This window comes from Rhodococcus sp. 5G237 (assembly GCF_053764735.1).
The window spans coordinates 272,066-287,318 of the sequence record NZ_JBSNCD010000003.1 but is presented as its reverse complement, the minus strand read 5'-3'; the positions used below and the strand labels follow the sequence as shown (position 1 = coordinate 287,318).

The window sequence follows — 15,253 nt, the reverse complement described above, 5'->3', positions numbered from 1 at the left end:
CATGATCATCACCGGTGTCGCCGTGTGCCTCGTCGTACTTCTCGGGGCCGGCTTCTACTCCACCCGCAAGGTCCGCGGACAAGCCGGGAACTTCCTTCTCGCAGGTCGCTCGCTCGGTGCTCCTGTCCTTGCCGTCCTGCTCATGTCGCAGGTCATCGATTCCAACGCGACCCTCGGTTCCGCCGACCTCGCGGCCGGATTCGGATTCTGGGCCGGAGCGGCGATGCCGCTGGGTGTCGCGCTGAGCGTGCTGCTCGTCGGAGTGTTCTTCGCGAAGCGCCTACGCGCGACGGGTGTCGTGACCCTGCCCGAGTTCTTCGCGCGTCGCTTCGGGCGCGGTACCGAGATCACCGCCTCGGTCCTCACCGTCGGGAGCTTCGGCATCCTCCTCGCCGGCAACCTCGTCGCCCTGGGCTACCTGCTCCAGTACTTCCTCGGACTGAACTACACGGCAGCGGTGCTGGTGATCATCCCGTTCGTGTTGGCCTACACGATGGCCGGCGGCATGTTCGCCAGCGTCTACACCGGCATGGTGCAGTTCGCGGTGATGGCGGTCGGCATCGTCTCGCTCCTCGCGTGGGTCGCGTTCGGTCCCGGCTTCACCCACGGCGACGGACTCGGCATCGGCGATCTCGGACAGCTCACCGATCCGGCGCAGGGGGCCGCGATCAACTGGGCCACCATCGTCGCACTCGGTCTCGGCAACCTCGTCGCAATCGACCTGATGCAGCGTGTGTTCTCCGCCAAGTCCCCGATCGCCGCGCAGCGTGCCTGCTTCTCTGCGGCGACCGGCATCCTCGTCCTGTGCGTGCCGTTGTCCTTCGTCGCCCTCGCGGCCGTGTCGATCGTCGGTGACAGCGCAGCCGACGCCCCGATCCTCTACGTTCTGCTGGGCGAGTACACGCCGCAGTGGTTGTCGATCCTGGTGCTCTCCGGTCTGGTGACGGCTTCGCTGACCACGATCAGTGGTGTGCTGCTGTCCACCGCGACGGTTCTGGTGCGCAATGTCTTCCGCGTCGGCGGCGAGAACGCCGCGATGTCGTCCGACGTCATGAAGGCCACCCGCCTGCTCATGCTCCCCATGGCGGCTTTCGGTGCCCTCGTCGCGCTGCGGGTCCCGCAGACCGGCATCCTGCTCACGCTCACCTTCGACCTGCTGCTCGCCTCGCTGGTCGTGCCGTTCATCCTCGGACTGTTCTGGTCCCGCGGTGACGGTCGCGCCGTGGCCGCCGCAGCGATCGCCGGTATCACGGTGCGTGCCGGCTTCTTCGTCCTCACCCCGACGATCTACGGCGTCGACAACACCCTGCTGTACATCCCCAACTCGCTGGTGACCTCGAGCGTCGACGGCTGGACGACCTTCATCGGCTTCCTGGTCTCGCTGGTCGCGTACGTGACCGTGGCGCTGGTGCGCCCTCCGGTCCCGACGACCACCGTCCCGGAACCCGTCGTCGTCCCCGCGAAGCAGCCGGTCGCGGTGTAGGTTCACCCGCCGAAACGAGGTTCGCCCCTGCTGCAGGAGGGGCGAACCTCGTTTCAGCGGGCCGGATGCACGGCCGACGCGCGACGAGCGGCCTGCCGCAGCCGTTCTGCGACGACGTCGAACCGCCCCAGCTCCGCCCACGTCCACCGCACCACCTCATAGCCCGCGTCGCGGATCGCGTCCTGCCGGAGCTTCTCATCGAACAGATCGCGCGGATCGGAATACTTGATCCGTCCGTCGAACTCTCCGACGACGCCGTTCTCCCAGAAGAAGTCGACGCGATAGCGCCGCCCGTTTCCACCCACGATCTCGTACTGGAGGATCGGTCGCGGAAGTCCCGCTTCCGCAATGCGTAGACGTGACAACGACTCCCCGACACTCTCGCTCCGGCCGTCCAGGAACGGAACGACGGCACGGGCCTTCGCGAGACCGTGCCTGTGTCCGGATCCGGCGAGCACCCGGTGCAGGTCCGCTGCGGTGTCCGGATACAGCCGCAGAGCCGAGTCGCCCACGGCGACGGCTTGATCTCTCGGCAACGTCCGGGCGAGGTCGACGACCGTCCGGGCGACCGATGTCACCGGCAGGCCGTCGAGGAGAACGACGTCGTCACCGAGTTCGGTCGGATGCACATGGATCTGCGACGTCATCCGTCCGTGCCGGTGCGGTGGCCTGGAGACGTGTACGTGTTCGAGCGAGGCCTTCCACAGATCCAGCCCGTGAAGGGACGCCGCAGAGACGTGGCTCAGGACCGTTCCTGCGGAGAGTTGCCGACCGAGATGCCGTGCCCGGACCCGGTGCACCCCGACCTCGCCGAGCGCCTCGACCTCCGATCGGTGCAGGAACATACCGCGTCCGAGGCGGACGAGATCTCCGGCCCTGGTCGCTCTGCGGATGTCGTTCTCGGACACCCCGGATGCCGTCAGTACCGCGGTCGTGAGTATTGATGGATCGCCCATGAGGCGATCGTCGCAACCCGTGCGGGTGCCGAAGCGCTGCAGAAAGGTCGCGGGCGCATTCTGTGGATGAATGCCTCTGCTGTGGAGAACCCGTGCCGTACAGCAGTTCGCCCGCCGAACCCTACTTCGCCCGTGCTATAGGCGGGGTGAAGTACGGTTCGGCGGGCGAGGTTCTGCCGAGTATCGCGGGATGGACGGCTGTCAGTCCATGGCACTCCCGCTGAGCGGGGACGTCAAGAGGCATGTGCGGTCGTGCGCCGGGTGCCGAAGCGTCACGTGATCCGGTTTGCGCGTCGAACCGGGGCTCGCTACCGCAACACGCGGGGCGAGCCCCCGTTCACCGCGTCAGCTTCGTGACGCGACTGCCCTCAGCGCTGCACGACGTCGATCGTTCCCTTGCACACCGCATTCTGGGTGTTGACGAACCACCAGCCCGCTCCGGTCTGCAGCGTGACGGTGAAGTCCACGGTTCCGGGTCCCGTCCAGGAACGGTTCACCGGGATCCGCGGATGTTGCTGCCATGCCTCCTGGTCGCTGACGCTCCGCCCGGACTCGCCGGTGTTGCGGTTGTGCCAGTCGACGAGCACCTGGGTTCCGTACCAGTTGATCCCGATGCTCGGGATCAGGCCGCCGGGCGGCACGGGCAGTTCGTTGCCGCCGAAGAGATGGAGGGCCGGCTCGAGCTCTCCGCCGGGCGGTGCGGATTCACCGGACGACGCGGTGACGGTCCACGTGAACGGTGGCGCCCAGAACAGCGGGTTCGCGCTCGAACAGGTCATCGTTGTCGACGTCGGTGCCGCCTGAGCGACCCCACCCGCCGCGATCATGGCTGCACCGACCGCGCCCGCAGTGAGTGCTGCAGTTCCTACCCGACGCAGAGCTCGCACGTTCATGAACCTCCCCATCCGATGAATGACGACGATGACACTGTGCAACATCCGTCACAGAAAATCTCGGCATTTCACGAGACAGGCACCGCGACGTGACGAGGAGCGAACGGCTCACGCGCCGGGGCGACTCGCGACCACAACCTCCTCGGTTGCGGGATTGCTGATCGTCGGATCCGGGCTCCAGCCGAGGATCGGCGGCACGAAGACGCACTCCAGCGGCCCTGCCGAACCCGGATCGAGCGCGTCGAGGACGAACCATGCCGCGTTCGGATCGTTGACGATGCCGGCATGTTCGACGAAGTCGTTCGCGCAGTGGTCCTGCAGCACGATGTTCGTCGCGTTGGGTGCCTCGCGATAACCGCTGGTATACGGAAGGACGATCTCCTCGTATCGGGTCATGATGTTCGTGTACGTCACCTCGTCGGCGTAGACGCCGGCCTCTTGGATCGTGTGGATCCAGTCCGATCCGGCGAGGACCTGCGGGCACGCACCGCACCCGATGAAGTGAACGAGATTCTCCACGTCCTGTCGTACACCGACGTGCTCGAACAGCTCGAACGACGCCGCGAGCAGGAAGGCGTGGCTGCCCTCGTAGACCGGTCCGAGCGAGACGTAGTCGTCGACCTTCTCGTTGCCGCCGAGGAATTTCACGTACCAGACAGGCATCAGGGTGCCCTGCGAGTGCCCGACGAGGTCGACCTTCTCCGCGCCGGTCGCGGCGAGGACCTCGTCGACGAAATCGGAGAGTTGCTGCGCGCTGTCCTCCATCGGCAGCAGTCCGCCGACGGAACTCAACGGCCAGGGGAGGTCGGCGTGGTTGCCGTAAGTGAGGGCGAAGACGCAGTAGCCCTCGTTCGCGAGGAGCGGTCCGAGGTACGACCAGTTGTTGTGCCGGTTGAGCACCGTGCCATGGACGAGCACGACGGGATCCGGATGTTCCTCCGACGGGACGCAGTCCCAGTCGTTCGTGCCGAGCGCGCTGCCGTTCGGATCGCCGAACTCGTGAGCGAACCCGTCCAGAAACGTTTTTCCGACGGGCAGGGGAGGAGCGGGCTCCTCGGCGGCTGCCGTTCCTGCCCCGACCACGGTGAAGGTGACCGCGAGTGCCGCGGCGACCCAAGAGCGTATCTGCATTCCCATCCCCCCGAAGTATGTGGATGGGCATGGAAGTTAACAGAAATTCTCTCTGCCGGGCAGTGGGGTTCCCATGCGGGTCGGTGCTGCCTCAACCTTCGGTGTTCTCCGGAGAGCGCGCGGACTCGACGGCGTCGGTCATGGAGCCGAGGAACTCCCGCACGACCTCCAGTTGCGGCTCGGAGAAGGACTCGAGCGCGGCGGATGCCCGGGCGAAGAGTGGGCCGAAGAAATCCCAGCCGAGTTTCTCGGCGGCCGGGGTTACCCGCAGGATGACGCGCCGCCGGTCGTTGCTGTCGCGATCCCGGCGCACGTGACCGGCCCGTTCGAGCCTGTCGACGAGTGCGGTGACCGATGCGGTGTTGAGTCGCAGGTGCTCGGCGAGCCAGCCGGGTGTCGCGATCTCCCCGGCCCGTTCCCGGTCGAGAAGTCCGATCAGTGCTCGCAGATCGGTGGGATGCAGCGCGTGTTTCTGTGCGAATTCGGCGCCGAGCAGATCGAGTTGCACGGTGAGCGCGCGCAGCCGGTGGATCATGTCGAGTCTGCCGTCGTCCGTCATGTCACCTCCGCCTCTCGACAGACTCTACTCGCCCACCTAGTATCTCGATCATCGAGATATTCGGGGGTGGAGGTTCCGATGCTCCGGTCACCACGCACATCGTTCGCAGAATCAGACGAGGGCCGCGCCTTCTACGCCGCGTACGACGCGCTCCTCGCGAAATGGCCGCGCGGCACCGTGATCCACGATCTCGACTCCCGCTTCGGCACCGCCCGCGTCACCGAGTACGGGCGACCCGACGCACCGCCGGTCCTGCTGCTCCCGGGTGCCGGCGCCACGTCGATGGCCTGGTTCGCGACCGCCGCGGCGTTGGGGGAGACCCACCGCGTGCTGGCCGTCGACATCATCGGCGACGTCGGACGCAGCGTCGCCGGTGGTGATCCCGTCCGCAACGTCGACGATCTGCTCGAATGGCTCGGGTCCGTCGCCGATGCTCTCGGGGCGACGCGGTGCGCACTCGTCGGTCACTCGTACGGCGCGATGATCGCGCTCGCGGCGGCCGTCCGGACTCCCGAACGGGTCGATCGGCTCATGCTGCTCGACCCCAACTCGTGCTTCACCGGGATGCGGTTCGGCTACCTCCTGCGGGCACTTCCGGTTCTCGTCCGGCCCACCGCCGCCCGCGAACGGGCATTCCTCGAGTGGGAAACCCGAGGGGCACAACTCGATCCCGACTGGGTCACCCTGATGGCGCTCGGCGCGGCACACTTCCCGACGGCGAAGACGATCGTGCCCCGGCGTCCGTCGTCCGAAGAGTTGGGACGGTGCACTGCCGATGTCACGGTGATGCTCGCGCGGTTCGGACGAGTGCACGACCCGGACAAAGTGGCACGCGCTGCCCGGCAGGCCCTGCCGTCCTGCCGGGTCGTCACACTCACCACCGGTACCCACCACACCCTGCCGATGTACCCGAGCGACGAGGTCGACGCAGTGCTGCAGGATGCATTGGGTGCCGGTGCGCCCGTCGAACTGGATTGTGACCCAGATCACCAGTGAATGTTCGATTGTCCGTTTCCGCAGGTCACCGCGCAGTAACGAGGTGTTCGCCGGAGGTTCGGGGTCTCGATGTGATCCAGAAGTCATGGAGTCGTAGAAACAGACTCGCTACCGTTGATGGCGATCGAGTGCCCCGAAACGGGCGAATGGAAGTGAGAGATCATGGGCAGCTCTCCAGCCCCTGAGCGAATTGCCGAATATCCCAAACCTTCGCACACCCTCCTTCATCTCACCGATACACACCTCGTCGGTGGAGACGAACTCCTCTACGGCACCGTCGACGCCGACACCCGCCTCGGACTGATTCTCGAGGACATCCGTGCGTCGCAGGTCCGTCCCGATGCCCTGGTGTTCACCGGCGACCTCGCCGACCGCGGCCAGCCCGACGCCTACCGCAAGCTCCGCGGTCTCGTCGAACCGCTGGCAGCAGCGCTCGGTGCCGACATCGTCTGGGCCATGGGTAATCACGACGACCGCGCGACCTTCCGTGAGGAGCTCCTCGACGAAGATCCCGTGGGCGCACCCATCGACGAAGTCCACATGGTCGGCGGACTGCGGATCATCACGCTCGACACCTCGGTTCCGGGCCATCACCACGGCGAAGTCTCCGCCGAGCAGCTCGCCTGGCTGGCCGACGAACTCTCGACACCCGCCCCGTTCGGTACCGTTCTCGCACTGCATCATCCGCCGGTACCGAGCGTGTTCGACATGGCTGTCCTTGTCGAACTGCGCGACCAAGCGGGCCTCGCCGAAGTACTGCGTGGCACCGATGTGCGCGCCATCCTCGGCGGTCACCTGCACTACTCCACCTCGGCCACCTTCGCAGGCATCCCGGTGTCCGTCGCCTCGTCGACCTGCTACACCCAGGATCTGAACGTCCCGGTCGGCTCGCAGCGCGGACACGACGGCGCGCAGGGCTTCAACCTCGTGCACGTCTATCCCGACACCATCGTGCACTCCGTGGTGCCCAGCGGAAGCTACGCCACCGCCGGGCAACCCCACACGGCCGAGGACGCGGCGCGGCGCCTGGCCGAGGCCGGCATCCGCATCCCCGAGAACCCCGACCTCACCGTTCGCGTCTAACCGACGTCCGGTCGGCCCGGGTAGTCGGTCTCCCAGGGCGCCGGAATCGGGTAGTACCGCTCCAGGAACTGCGTGACCTTCGCGGTGCGCAACTCCAAGTCGACCTCGGGCGTGCTGCCGTCGTTGAGGCAGAACAGGTCGAGATCGCGACGCGCCAGGATCGTGTCCAGATGTCGCAGACCGGACTTCACGGTGGTGTCGACGTACTCCACCTTCGCCGTGGTCTGCTGCACCGCGCGGCCGGTCAGCAGCGTGTAGTAGTGATAGAAGGAGTTCGTCACCGAGATGTTGTCGGCCGCCCGGAACGGGCTCGCTGCCGTCGCAGCGAACTCGTCCGCGAACTCGCGCTCCATCTCTGCCATGATCGACCTGCGCAACGGGACCGGTGTGTGCTCGAGGTGCCGAGTGATGGTGACCCCGAAGCGGTCCTGCAGGAGCTTGCGGTTCATGCGCGCGGAGTTCTCGAATCCGCTGCGCGACGCGTTGTTTCGTCCGAGGCCGATCCGCACATCGCACTCGATGAACTTGCCGACGCCCCCGCCGGAGAAGAACAGGCTCGGGCTCACCCGGCGACCGAAGAACATGTCGTCGTTCGAGTACAGGAAGTGCTCGGACAGTCCCGGGATGTGATGCAGCTGCGACTCGACCGCCATCGAGTTGTAGGTGGGCAGCGCCGACGGATCGGTGAAGAACTCCTCGCTCCGCACGAAGGTCACGCGCGGATCGTCGGCGAGCCACGCCGGTCGCGGCGAGTCGGTGGCGACGAAGATCCGCCGCACCCACGGCGCGTACATGTGGACCGAACGCAGGGCGTACTTGAGTTCGTTGATCTGCCGGTAGCGCGCCGGCGAGTCGTCACCTTCGCCGACGACATAGTTCTGCATCAGCTTCGCGCGCTTGGCCTGGAACGACTTCGACGACCCGTCGACCCACGAGAACACGAGGTCGATCTCGAACGGGATGTCGCCCGGATGGCGGTCGAACATGCCCTCGATCGTGGGCCACAGCTGTCCGTACCGCTCGACCGTCGTCCGGCGCATCTCGTCGCGCAGTGCGATCGTGCGGGTGAGAGCGTTCGGGCGAGGCATGATCACCTCGTCGTCGGTGTAGGTCCACAGTTCGATGTCGACCCCGTTCGACGCGCCGTACCGCAGCCCGCTGGTCAGCTCGACCCGTGGACGGAACAGCCGGAACACCCGGTCCTTCCTGTCGCGCGAGAGCCGACCGTCCGCCACCGGGACCGGACGCCGCTTCGAACCGACGGCCTTCGAATAGAACGGCTCGTCGGCACACCCCTCGGCGAGAGCGGCGCGCAGCCTCTTCCGGTCGGCGCGGTCGATCGCGAGGATCGGGCGGTCGCTGTCGTCGCGCACGAGCAGGTAGTCGATGTGCGCCCGGTCGAGCACGCGGCGCAGGAGCAGCGCGTCCTCGATCCGAGCCTCGTCGGGCGTGGTGGTAGTGATCGGGATGGCGTAGCGATCCTCGAACCACACCACCTCCTCGTGCCTCGCGGGGCCGCGGACCGTGGCGCGGCCGAGCGGCGGAGCATCTCCGACCTGCTGGGAAAGGGAGACGTAGGGAGCGTTGTGGGGGGCCGGCGTGTGCGTCGGAATCTCCTTTCACGAGTCGGGACAGGAATGGCCCATTTTAACGCCGATCTGAGCTAAGTTCCCGCGTCGGGGATGTGACGATCCGGTGAAGTCTGCCGTGACCGGCTCTCGAAGCGGTGAAACCGCGCGGTGTAGCCTGTCCGCAGGACTCGACACGGGGTGCCGGAAACGGCTGAGAGAACACCCGTCGAACCTGATCTCGATCATGCGAGCGAAGGGATGCCGAGCCGGCGACAGGGCACAGGTCTGTCGCCCTCACGCACCCTTCCCCACACAGGGAAGGCACAGAAGATGTCATTGCAGAACCAGGTCGTCCTCGTCACCGGCGCCGGTCGCGGCCTCGGCCACTCCATCGCGCAGGCGTTCGCCGACGAAGGAGCCGCCGTCGTCCTCGACTACCGGCGCAGCGGCGAGGGCGCCCACGAACTGGCCGACAAGATCGGACCCGAACGGGCGGTCGCGCTTCAGGCCGACGTCACCGACCACGCCGACGTCGAATCGCTGTTCACCCGGGCCCGCGAGCACTTCGGACGACCCGTCACCACCGTCGTCAACAACGCCCTGCCCGACTTCTCGTTCAACGGCGACGCCCGGCCCAAGGCCGACGAGATCGGATACGACCGGTTCGGAGCCCAGTTCGACGGCGTCATCGGCGGCGCGGTCAACGTCATCCAGGCAGCTCTGCCGGGCATGCGGGAAACCGGCGGTGGCAGCATCGTCAACATCGGCACCAACCTGTTCCAGCACCCCGTCGTCCCGTACCACGACTACACCGCCGCCAAGGCCGCACTGCTGTCGTTGACCCGCACCTTCGCCGCCGACCTCGGCCCCGACGGGATCCGCGTCAACATGGTCTCCGGGGGCCTGCTGCGCACCACCGACGCGTCGTCGGCGACACCCGAAGCGGTGTTCGACCTCATCGCGTCGTCGACGCCGCTGCGGAAGGTCACCACGCCCGAGGACTTCGCGGCCGCGGTGCTGTTCTTCGCCTCCGACTGGTCGCGAGCCGTCACCGGACAGAACCTGGTGGTCGACGGCGGACTGGTGATGAACTGATGGCCGGACCACGCACTCTTCACCTCAACGCCTTCCTCTACGGCGTCGGGCACCACTCGTCGGCGTGGCGGCATTCCGGTTCCGCGGCCGAACGCATCGGCGACATCACGTATTTCGAGGAACTCGCCCGTACCGCCGAACGGGGATGCCTCGACGCGGTGTTCTTCGCCGACGGTCACAGCGTCAACCCGAAGTACACGGCAGGCACCCCGTGGTTCCTCGAACCGCTCACCGCACTGTCGGCGATGGCACGCGCGACCGAGCACATCGGTCTCGTCACCACCGTCTCCGCGAGCTTCTTCACGCCCTTCCACGCCGCCCGGATGCTCGCCTCGCTCGACCACATCAGCGGGGGACGGGTGGGCGCAAACATCGTCACCTCGATGTTCGACGAGGAAGCACGCAACCATGGATTCGACTCCCTGCCACCGCACGCCGAACGGTACGCGCGGGCAGAGGAATTCATCGAGGTGCTCTGCGCGCTGTGGGATTCGTGGGACGACGGCGGTGTCCTCGTCGACCGGGCGGGTGGCAGGTTCCTCGATTCCGACGCGATCCGTCCGATCCATCACCGGGGCAAGCACTTCCGTGTCGACGGTCCGCTGACCGTGCCGCGGTGCCCGCAGGGCCGTCCGGTGCTGTTCCAGGCGGGAGCGTCGGAGACCGGGCGCAACCTGGCGGCTCGCCATGCCGAGGCCGTCTACTCCGTCGCGTGGGACATGACTGCGGCGCTCGAGTACGCCACCGACCTGCGCGCGCGGATCGCCGCGGCCGACAGGGATCCCGGTACGGTCGCCATCCTGCCCGGACTCGTCACCTACGTCGGTCGCACCGAAGAGGAGGCGTGGGCGAAGAAGGCGGAACTCGATGCCCTCCTCGACCTCGATGCCGCCGTCACCCAGCTCGGCGTCTTCACCGGTCAGGACTACACCGGCCACGACCTCGACGCGCCGGTCGCCGACCTGCCACCCATCGAGGAGTTCAATGGGCCGCAGGGGCGCTACGCGACGGTGCAGCGCATCATCGAGACCCGCCGCCCCACCCTGCGCGAACTGCTCGGTTACCTCGCCGCGGGTGGTGGTCACGCGACGATGATCGGCACCCCCGAGTCTGTCGCCGACAACATCGAGGAATGGTTCACCGCGGGTGCCTGCGACGGCTTCAACCTCATGTGTCCCGCCTATCCCGATTCTCTCGACGACTTCGTCGACCTCGTCGTCCCGGAACTGCAGCGCCGCGGCCTGTTCCGGACCGAATATCCCGGCTCGACCCTGCGCGACTCGCTCGGTCTGAAGGCGCTGTAGCGGAGAAGAGCGCGAATCGGTCATCGGAGCGGGTTGTAGCGCGCGCCGATGACCGTTTCGCGCTCCTGAGCAGCCCGACGTGCCTGCTGTCGGCGACGTGCACGCTCGAACCGATCGACGACGATGTGGAATCGCGACAGCTCCGCCCAGTTCCAGCGGATCACCTCCAGCCCAAGATCCCGCAGCGCATCCTCGCGCTCCTTCTCGGCGAGCAGGTGGTGGCGCTCGGTGTACTTTCCGGCGCCACCGACTCCGCCGCGACGATCCCGGTCCTACTGCGACACGCAGTAAGGATCCGGGGCAGCTCGAGACCCGCCGTCGGATCCGCGCGCAACGCCGAATCACCGATGACGAGAGCACGCGGACGCGACAGCGTGCGTGCGGCATCGACGACGGTACGAGCGAGCGACGTGACGCGCAGACCGTCCACCTCGACGACGTCGCCGTCCAGGTCGGAGGTGTGGATGTGCAGGTCGTCGCTCACCCGGCAGCTGCGCAGCGGCGGGCGCGTGACGTGGATCCGTCCCAGCGGCGCGTCCCACACGTCGAGGCCGTGGACGACCGCGGCCGTCACATGGCTGAGCGCCTCGTCGGCGTCGAGATGCGAGCCGACGAGGCGTGCCCGGGCGAGGTGAACTCCGACGGGACCCAGGGCCTCGACGTCCTCCCGTGTCATGTACGTGCCGCGAGCGATCCTGACGAGCTCGCCGTGCCGGAGTCGTGTGCGCACCGCACGATCCGAGATGCCTGCCTCGGCGAGCATCGCTCTCGTCCACACCTGTCGGGTCATGGGACCGATCATGGGGCACGGCCGGACCCCGTTCCGGGGCCGTCGCACTCCGATCGGCTCGATCTGTGGAGAACCCGAATGCCTGTGTGGACAACCACGTGATCCGGACGTGCCTGTCCACCGGCGGTCGGTACGATCAGCCTCCCGGCGTCGGCGCGGGTGTGCTCTCCTCCGCTCCGGGAGCCCGTGCCGGGTCGCCCGGCGGCTGGTAACTGGAACCGTAGAAGATCGGCAGGATGCCCTTGACGAGGGTCAATGCCGAACCTTCGCCGGACGGCACCGTCGACAGGTTCGTGGCGATGACGATCGTCAGGTCGGTCTCCGGGTCGTGGCCCATGAAGGTCATGAAGCCCGGAAGCTGACCGTCGTGTCCGAGCAATGGACCGAACTGTGCCATGCCGAGGCCGTAGCCCGCGGTTCCCCCGCCCACCGACTGCACGCTGTCGAGCCGGGCCTGCTGCATCTGCTCGTCGAGCAGACCACCACCGACCAGCGCCTTCACGTAGGTGGTCATGTCGTCGACGGTAGAGATGGCGGCGCCCGCCGTCCACGCCCAGGATGGATTGTCGTCGGTCACGTCGTTCGGCTTCAACGTCCCCGCGACCGCGGCGGCCTGCTCGTCCTCCGGCAGCGCGAAGGTATCGATGGTGGAGACATTGGTGCCGAACATGTAGCCCTGCGGATGTGGGTCGGGGATCGAGGCATCGTCGATTGCGGGGAACGAGGTGTTCCCCAGCCCGAGCGGAACGAAGATGCGCTCGTCGAACGCCTCCGCGACCGGCATGCCCGTCAGTTGCTCGATGACGAGTCCGAGCAGCACCGTATTGGTGTTGCTGTATTCGAACTGCTCTCCGGGCGGGAAGTTCACGGGCTGGGAGAACGCGATCTGCAGCAGCTCCTCCTGCGTCCACGCCTTCTCGGGTTCGCGGTCCAGCGTCGCGTTGAATTCCGGATCGAAGGTGTAGCTGTACAGGCCGCTCCGCATCTCGGCGAGCTGCGCGATGGTGATCGTGTCGCCGTTCGGGACGCCGTCGATGTACTTCGAGATCGGGTCGTCGAGCGACAGGCGACCGTCCTGCACCAGCTGCAGGACGGCGGTTACGGTCATTGTCTTCGTATTGCTCCCGATCCGGAAATGATCGTCGGCGGAGATCGGGTCGTCGGCGTCGATGGTGGAGGTGCCGAACGTGCCGGTCCAGTCACCGCGGTCCGGGGAGCTGATCCGAATTACCGCGCCGGGAATGGCGTTGTCGCGCATCAACCGGTCGACGGTCGATTCCAACTCGGCCACGTACTCGGGTTGCGCCTGATCCACCGGGGTGGAGGAAGGGTCCGTACCGGACTCGGTGTCGCCGGAGCTACATGCCGAAGCTGCCAGTAGGGCGACCGCCATGATCGAGGCTGCGAGTGTCTTCATAGGTCGTCTGCTTTCGGGATCTGGAGCCCAGAGAACGGAGGTTCTGTGATGTTGTCACAGAATTCGTGCATTTCCCGATGTGGAGACGAATTTTCACCCTTCTCGAGGGAGGGCGGTCGATCGTCGAATGCGGAGAGCGCTCAGATCTTTCCGAGATCCGGTGCCACGGCCTTCTGCATGTCCTCATACGCGCGGTCGGCGTCGAGTGTGGGCGCGATGATGAGCAGCCGGAGACAGAGTTCGCCGCCGCCGTAGACGTACATCAGGCCGGATGGTTGGTCCGGTGCGGGGCCGACGATGTCGATTCCGTCCGGAGCATCGATGCCTCGCTGGGACACGCTGAGCGCATTCCAGTCGAACGCGATCCGTTCGGTTCGTCCCAGGCGTGGGGTCAGTGCGGACACCAGATCGTGTAACTCGGCGGTGAGATTGTTGCCTCGCGGCCACCATGCACCGTCGACGCCGGGGGAGTGCTCATCGGGGTCGCGGAGAAGCAGACGCACCGTGCGAGTCGGGACGTCGAAGGGCTGTCCGCCGTCGGCGGCGGCCTGGAAACGCCCCAGGCCGCGGCCGGTGAACGGGCGTCGCGGGCTTTCTGTCATGTCACACTCCGGTGCGGGAAACGGATCGAGGTCAGTAGAGGCATCCGATGTCCGCTTCGGTGGGTGAGGCGTGACCACCCTCGCTGTCCCAGCTCTGCAGTGCTTCGGAGGTGCCGGAGACGGCTCGGCTCGCGGCGTTCAACAACTCGTCCGCAGTGAGCATGTTCGACGGTTGCGACGCTCGATAGAGCAGCGCCCGAGCGGATACCGAGTCGGTCTCGGGCGGTACGACCATCAGAACGTGACGAGTTCCGTCCAGGCTGCGGACACCGAGTGTGCCGCCGGACTGATAGTGATACCCGTCGAGACGGACGGGATGGTCCTTGACTTGTCTGCGCCCTTCGATGGGCTGCCATGCAGTCATGCAGTAGGTGAGACGGTCGAGTACGCCGGCTCGGCCCGCCAGCAGCGTTTCGAGTTCGTCGAGTTCGGCGGACAGGTCGTCCGAGCGCGGCCACCAAGCCCCGTCCACGGGGCCCGTGGTCGGGTGCCCGGGTGTCAGCGACAACCGCGCCGGAGGCGTGGATGCGTGGTGGGAGGGCGAAGAAATGGGTCGATCCGAACGGAGTCGGTCGTGGTGCAGCGTCATGGCGACGCTCCTGACTAGGCCGCTCAGCGGCCTGCTCATTGGACGGTGGCAAACGAGAGCGGATGGCCTCATGCTCACCGATATCTCCAGCCTACCCTCGTCACGAGCGCAAGCGGTCGATGCCTACTCGAACATCACCCGCCGGTGAATCGTCGACGAATACACTGAGTCCCCGACGACGCCGTCGGCGAGGTCTGTTTGTTCGGGATGACGGTGACAAACATGGAAGCGAATTTCCGGTCGGTGGGGCATCGGAATCAGCGCCTGTGCGATACACAGGGCCGGTCGGTCTTTCGCGCTCCCGGCCGGCGGTGGTCGATGACCATCAAGGACCGGGTCTGGGATCTCGGGTACGCGGCCGGGTGACGGATGGTGCGCGATACCACCGAGGCCTGCGATGCGCCTGTTCGAGGCTGCGGCCCGATCGAGCGGCACGTGATGGGGGACCGGTTCAGTTGCGGCGCAATCTTGCTCGTGTGCTATCTACGTGCCAGGAGCAGGTACCCGACGAGCTCGTGCGCGCGAGTTTGCGCTCCTACGCGCGTTATGGGTGTGAAGCGTTCCGGTTGCCGTCGGTGAACCGGCGTGCATGCCGCCCATCCGGCCGACTGGCACATGCTGCAACCGGTATGGACCGCCGATCGGCGTGTCCACGGCGATGCGTGATCCGGATCGAGTCGATTCTGCTGCACTCCGGTCGCGTACACGGAGGCGTAGGCTCGGCTGTATCCGACGGCATCATGCGCTGACCACCCAGTTGCGCCGTCGCCGGAGTCGACGAGCA

14 protein-coding genes, 1 pseudogene and 1 riboswitch are annotated in these 15,253 nt (G+C 66.7%); of the genes and pseudogenes, 6 read left to right on the top strand and 9 right to left on the bottom strand.

Annotated elements, in window-relative coordinates:
* Position 1: 1 nt before the first annotated feature.
* The gene (locus tag ACWPOC_RS07950; protein WP_455408374.1) at positions 2 to 1,483 is read left to right on the top strand and encodes a sodium:solute symporter family protein; all 1,482 of its coding nucleotides are present in this window, start codon (positions 2 to 4) and stop codon (positions 1,481 to 1,483) included.
* Positions 1,484 to 1,536: 53 nt separating this feature from the next.
* Here the strand turns inward: ACWPOC_RS07950 and ACWPOC_RS07945 are convergent, their stop codons facing one another.
* The 4 genes from ACWPOC_RS07945 to ACWPOC_RS07930 all read right to left on the bottom strand — a co-directional run bounded on the left by ACWPOC_RS07945 (position 1,537) and on the right by ACWPOC_RS07930 (position 5,022).
* On the bottom strand, positions 1,537 to 2,439 hold the full coding sequence (locus tag ACWPOC_RS07945; RefSeq protein WP_455408373.1) for a type IV toxin-antitoxin system AbiEi family antitoxin domain-containing protein: 903 nt from the start codon (positions 2,437 to 2,439) through the stop codon (positions 1,537 to 1,539).
* A 368-nt stretch (positions 2,440 to 2,807) separates the two neighbouring features.
* A complete protein-coding gene (locus tag ACWPOC_RS07940; RefSeq protein ID WP_120284096.1) occupies positions 2,808 to 3,332 on the bottom strand; it encodes a hypothetical protein in 525 nt (174 codons plus the stop codon).
* A gap of 108 nt (positions 3,333 to 3,440) precedes the next feature.
* The gene (locus ACWPOC_RS07935; protein ID WP_455408372.1) at positions 3,441 to 4,463 is read right to left on the bottom strand and encodes an esterase/lipase family protein; all 1,023 of its coding nucleotides are present in this window, start codon (positions 4,461 to 4,463) and stop codon (positions 3,441 to 3,443) included.
* A 91-nt stretch (positions 4,464 to 4,554) separates the two neighbouring features.
* Positions 4,555 to 5,022, bottom strand: coding sequence for a MarR family winged helix-turn-helix transcriptional regulator (locus ACWPOC_RS07930; RefSeq protein WP_230790715.1), 468 nt, complete (start codon positions 5,020 to 5,022; stop codon positions 4,555 to 4,557).
* 78 nt (positions 5,023 to 5,100) lie between these two features.
* Here ACWPOC_RS07930 and ACWPOC_RS07925 point away from each other — a divergent pair, with 78 nt between their 5' ends.
* Positions 5,101 to 6,018: an alpha/beta fold hydrolase gene (locus ACWPOC_RS07925; protein WP_455408371.1), complete on the top strand. Its 918-nt coding sequence runs from the start codon at positions 5,101 to 5,103 to the stop codon at positions 6,016 to 6,018.
* Positions 6,019 to 6,180: 162 nt separating this feature from the next.
* On the top strand, positions 6,181 to 7,101 hold the full coding sequence (locus tag ACWPOC_RS07920; RefSeq protein WP_455408370.1) for a phosphodiesterase: 921 nt from the start codon (positions 6,181 to 6,183) through the stop codon (positions 7,099 to 7,101).
* Here the strand turns inward: ACWPOC_RS07920 and ACWPOC_RS07915 are convergent.
* Positions 7,098 to 8,594: a stealth family protein gene (locus tag ACWPOC_RS07915; protein WP_455408369.1), complete on the bottom strand. Its 1,497-nt coding sequence runs from the start codon at positions 8,592 to 8,594 to the stop codon at positions 7,098 to 7,100. The genes ACWPOC_RS07920 and ACWPOC_RS07915 overlap by 4 nt on opposite strands.
* Positions 8,595 to 8,856: 262 nt before the next feature.
* Positions 8,857 to 8,948: riboswitch (TPP riboswitch) on the top strand.
* Positions 8,949 to 9,002: 54 nt separating this feature from the next.
* On the opposite strand from ACWPOC_RS07915, the gene ACWPOC_RS07910 reads away from it, so the two are divergent.
* Positions 9,003 to 9,767, top strand: a complete 765-nt coding sequence (locus ACWPOC_RS07910; RefSeq protein WP_120284102.1) for a 3-oxoacyl-ACP reductase — start codon at positions 9,003 to 9,005, stop codon at positions 9,765 to 9,767.
* Positions 9,767 to 11,071 (top strand): LLM class flavin-dependent oxidoreductase, encoded by a 1,305-nt coding sequence (locus ACWPOC_RS07905; protein ID WP_120281962.1) that lies wholly within the window; start codon positions 9,767 to 9,769, stop codon positions 11,069 to 11,071. Before ACWPOC_RS07910 ends, ACWPOC_RS07905 begins: the two co-directional genes overlap by 1 nt.
* 160 nt (positions 11,072 to 11,231) lie before the next feature.
* Here the strand turns inward: ACWPOC_RS07905 and ACWPOC_RS07900 are convergent, their stop codons facing one another.
* The 4 genes from ACWPOC_RS07900 to ACWPOC_RS07885 all read right to left on the bottom strand — a co-directional run bounded on the left by ACWPOC_RS07900 (position 11,232) and on the right by ACWPOC_RS07885 (position 14,469).
* On the bottom strand, positions 11,232 to 11,861 hold the full coding sequence (locus tag ACWPOC_RS07900) for a type IV toxin-antitoxin system AbiEi family antitoxin domain-containing protein (protein WP_455408368.1): 630 nt from the start codon (positions 11,859 to 11,861) through the stop codon (positions 11,232 to 11,234).
* Between the two features lie 136 nt (positions 11,862 to 11,997).
* A complete protein-coding gene (locus tag ACWPOC_RS07895) occupies positions 11,998 to 13,278 on the bottom strand; it encodes a serine hydrolase domain-containing protein (protein ID WP_455408367.1) in 1,281 nt (426 codons plus the stop codon).
* A gap of 140 nt (positions 13,279 to 13,418) precedes the next feature.
* Positions 13,419 to 13,880: a DUF5994 family protein gene (locus ACWPOC_RS07890; RefSeq protein ID WP_455408366.1), complete on the bottom strand. Its 462-nt coding sequence runs from the start codon at positions 13,878 to 13,880 to the stop codon at positions 13,419 to 13,421.
* 31 nt (positions 13,881 to 13,911) lie between these two features.
* Positions 13,912 to 14,469: a DUF5994 family protein gene (locus tag ACWPOC_RS07885; RefSeq protein WP_455408365.1), complete on the bottom strand. Its 558-nt coding sequence runs from the start codon at positions 14,467 to 14,469 to the stop codon at positions 13,912 to 13,914.
* Between the two features lie 318 nt (positions 14,470 to 14,787).
* Between ACWPOC_RS07885 and ACWPOC_RS07880 the strand changes: the two are divergent.
* Positions 14,788 to 15,050, top strand: a pseudogene (locus ACWPOC_RS07880) (LpxL/LpxP family acyltransferase); the annotation flags it as partial.
* Positions 15,051 to 15,253: the final 203 nt, after the last annotated feature.

What these genes read in the sequence shown, in the direction of transcription:
- ACWPOC_RS07950 (WP_455408374.1), top strand. Translation starts at nt 2, where the DNA reads ATGATCATCACCGGTGTCGCCGTGTGCCTCGTCGTACTTCTCGGGGCC.
- ACWPOC_RS07945 (WP_455408373.1), bottom strand. Translation starts at nt 2,439, where the DNA reads ATGGGCGATCCATCAATACTCACGACCGCGGTACTGACGGCATCCGGG.
- ACWPOC_RS07940 (WP_120284096.1), bottom strand. Translation starts at nt 3,332, where the DNA reads ATGAACGTGCGAGCTCTGCGTCGGGTAGGAACTGCAGCACTCACTGCG.
- ACWPOC_RS07935 (WP_455408372.1), bottom strand. Translation starts at nt 4,463, where the DNA reads ATGCAGATACGCTCTTGGGTCGCCGCGGCACTCGCGGTCACCTTCACC.
- ACWPOC_RS07930 (WP_230790715.1), bottom strand. Translation starts at nt 5,022, where the DNA reads ATGACGGACGACGGCAGACTCGACATGATCCACCGGCTGCGCGCGCTC.
- ACWPOC_RS07925 (WP_455408371.1), top strand. Translation starts at nt 5,101, where the DNA reads ATGCTCCGGTCACCACGCACATCGTTCGCAGAATCAGACGAGGGCCGC.
- ACWPOC_RS07920 (WP_455408370.1), top strand. Translation starts at nt 6,181, where the DNA reads ATGGGCAGCTCTCCAGCCCCTGAGCGAATTGCCGAATATCCCAAACCT.
- ACWPOC_RS07910 (WP_120284102.1), top strand. Translation starts at nt 9,003, where the DNA reads ATGTCATTGCAGAACCAGGTCGTCCTCGTCACCGGCGCCGGTCGCGGC.
- ACWPOC_RS07905 (WP_120281962.1), top strand. Translation starts at nt 9,767, where the DNA reads ATGGCCGGACCACGCACTCTTCACCTCAACGCCTTCCTCTACGGCGTC.
- ACWPOC_RS07900 (WP_455408368.1), bottom strand. Translation starts at nt 11,861, where the DNA reads ATGACCCGACAGGTGTGGACGAGAGCGATGCTCGCCGAGGCAGGCATC.
- ACWPOC_RS07895 (WP_455408367.1), bottom strand. Translation starts at nt 13,278, where the DNA reads ATGAAGACACTCGCAGCCTCGATCATGGCGGTCGCCCTACTGGCAGCT.
- ACWPOC_RS07890 (WP_455408366.1), bottom strand. Translation starts at nt 13,880, where the DNA reads ATGACAGAAAGCCCGCGACGCCCGTTCACCGGCCGCGGCCTGGGGCGT.
- ACWPOC_RS07885 (WP_455408365.1), bottom strand. Translation starts at nt 14,469, where the DNA reads ATGACGCTGCACCACGACCGACTCCGTTCGGATCGACCCATTTCTTCG.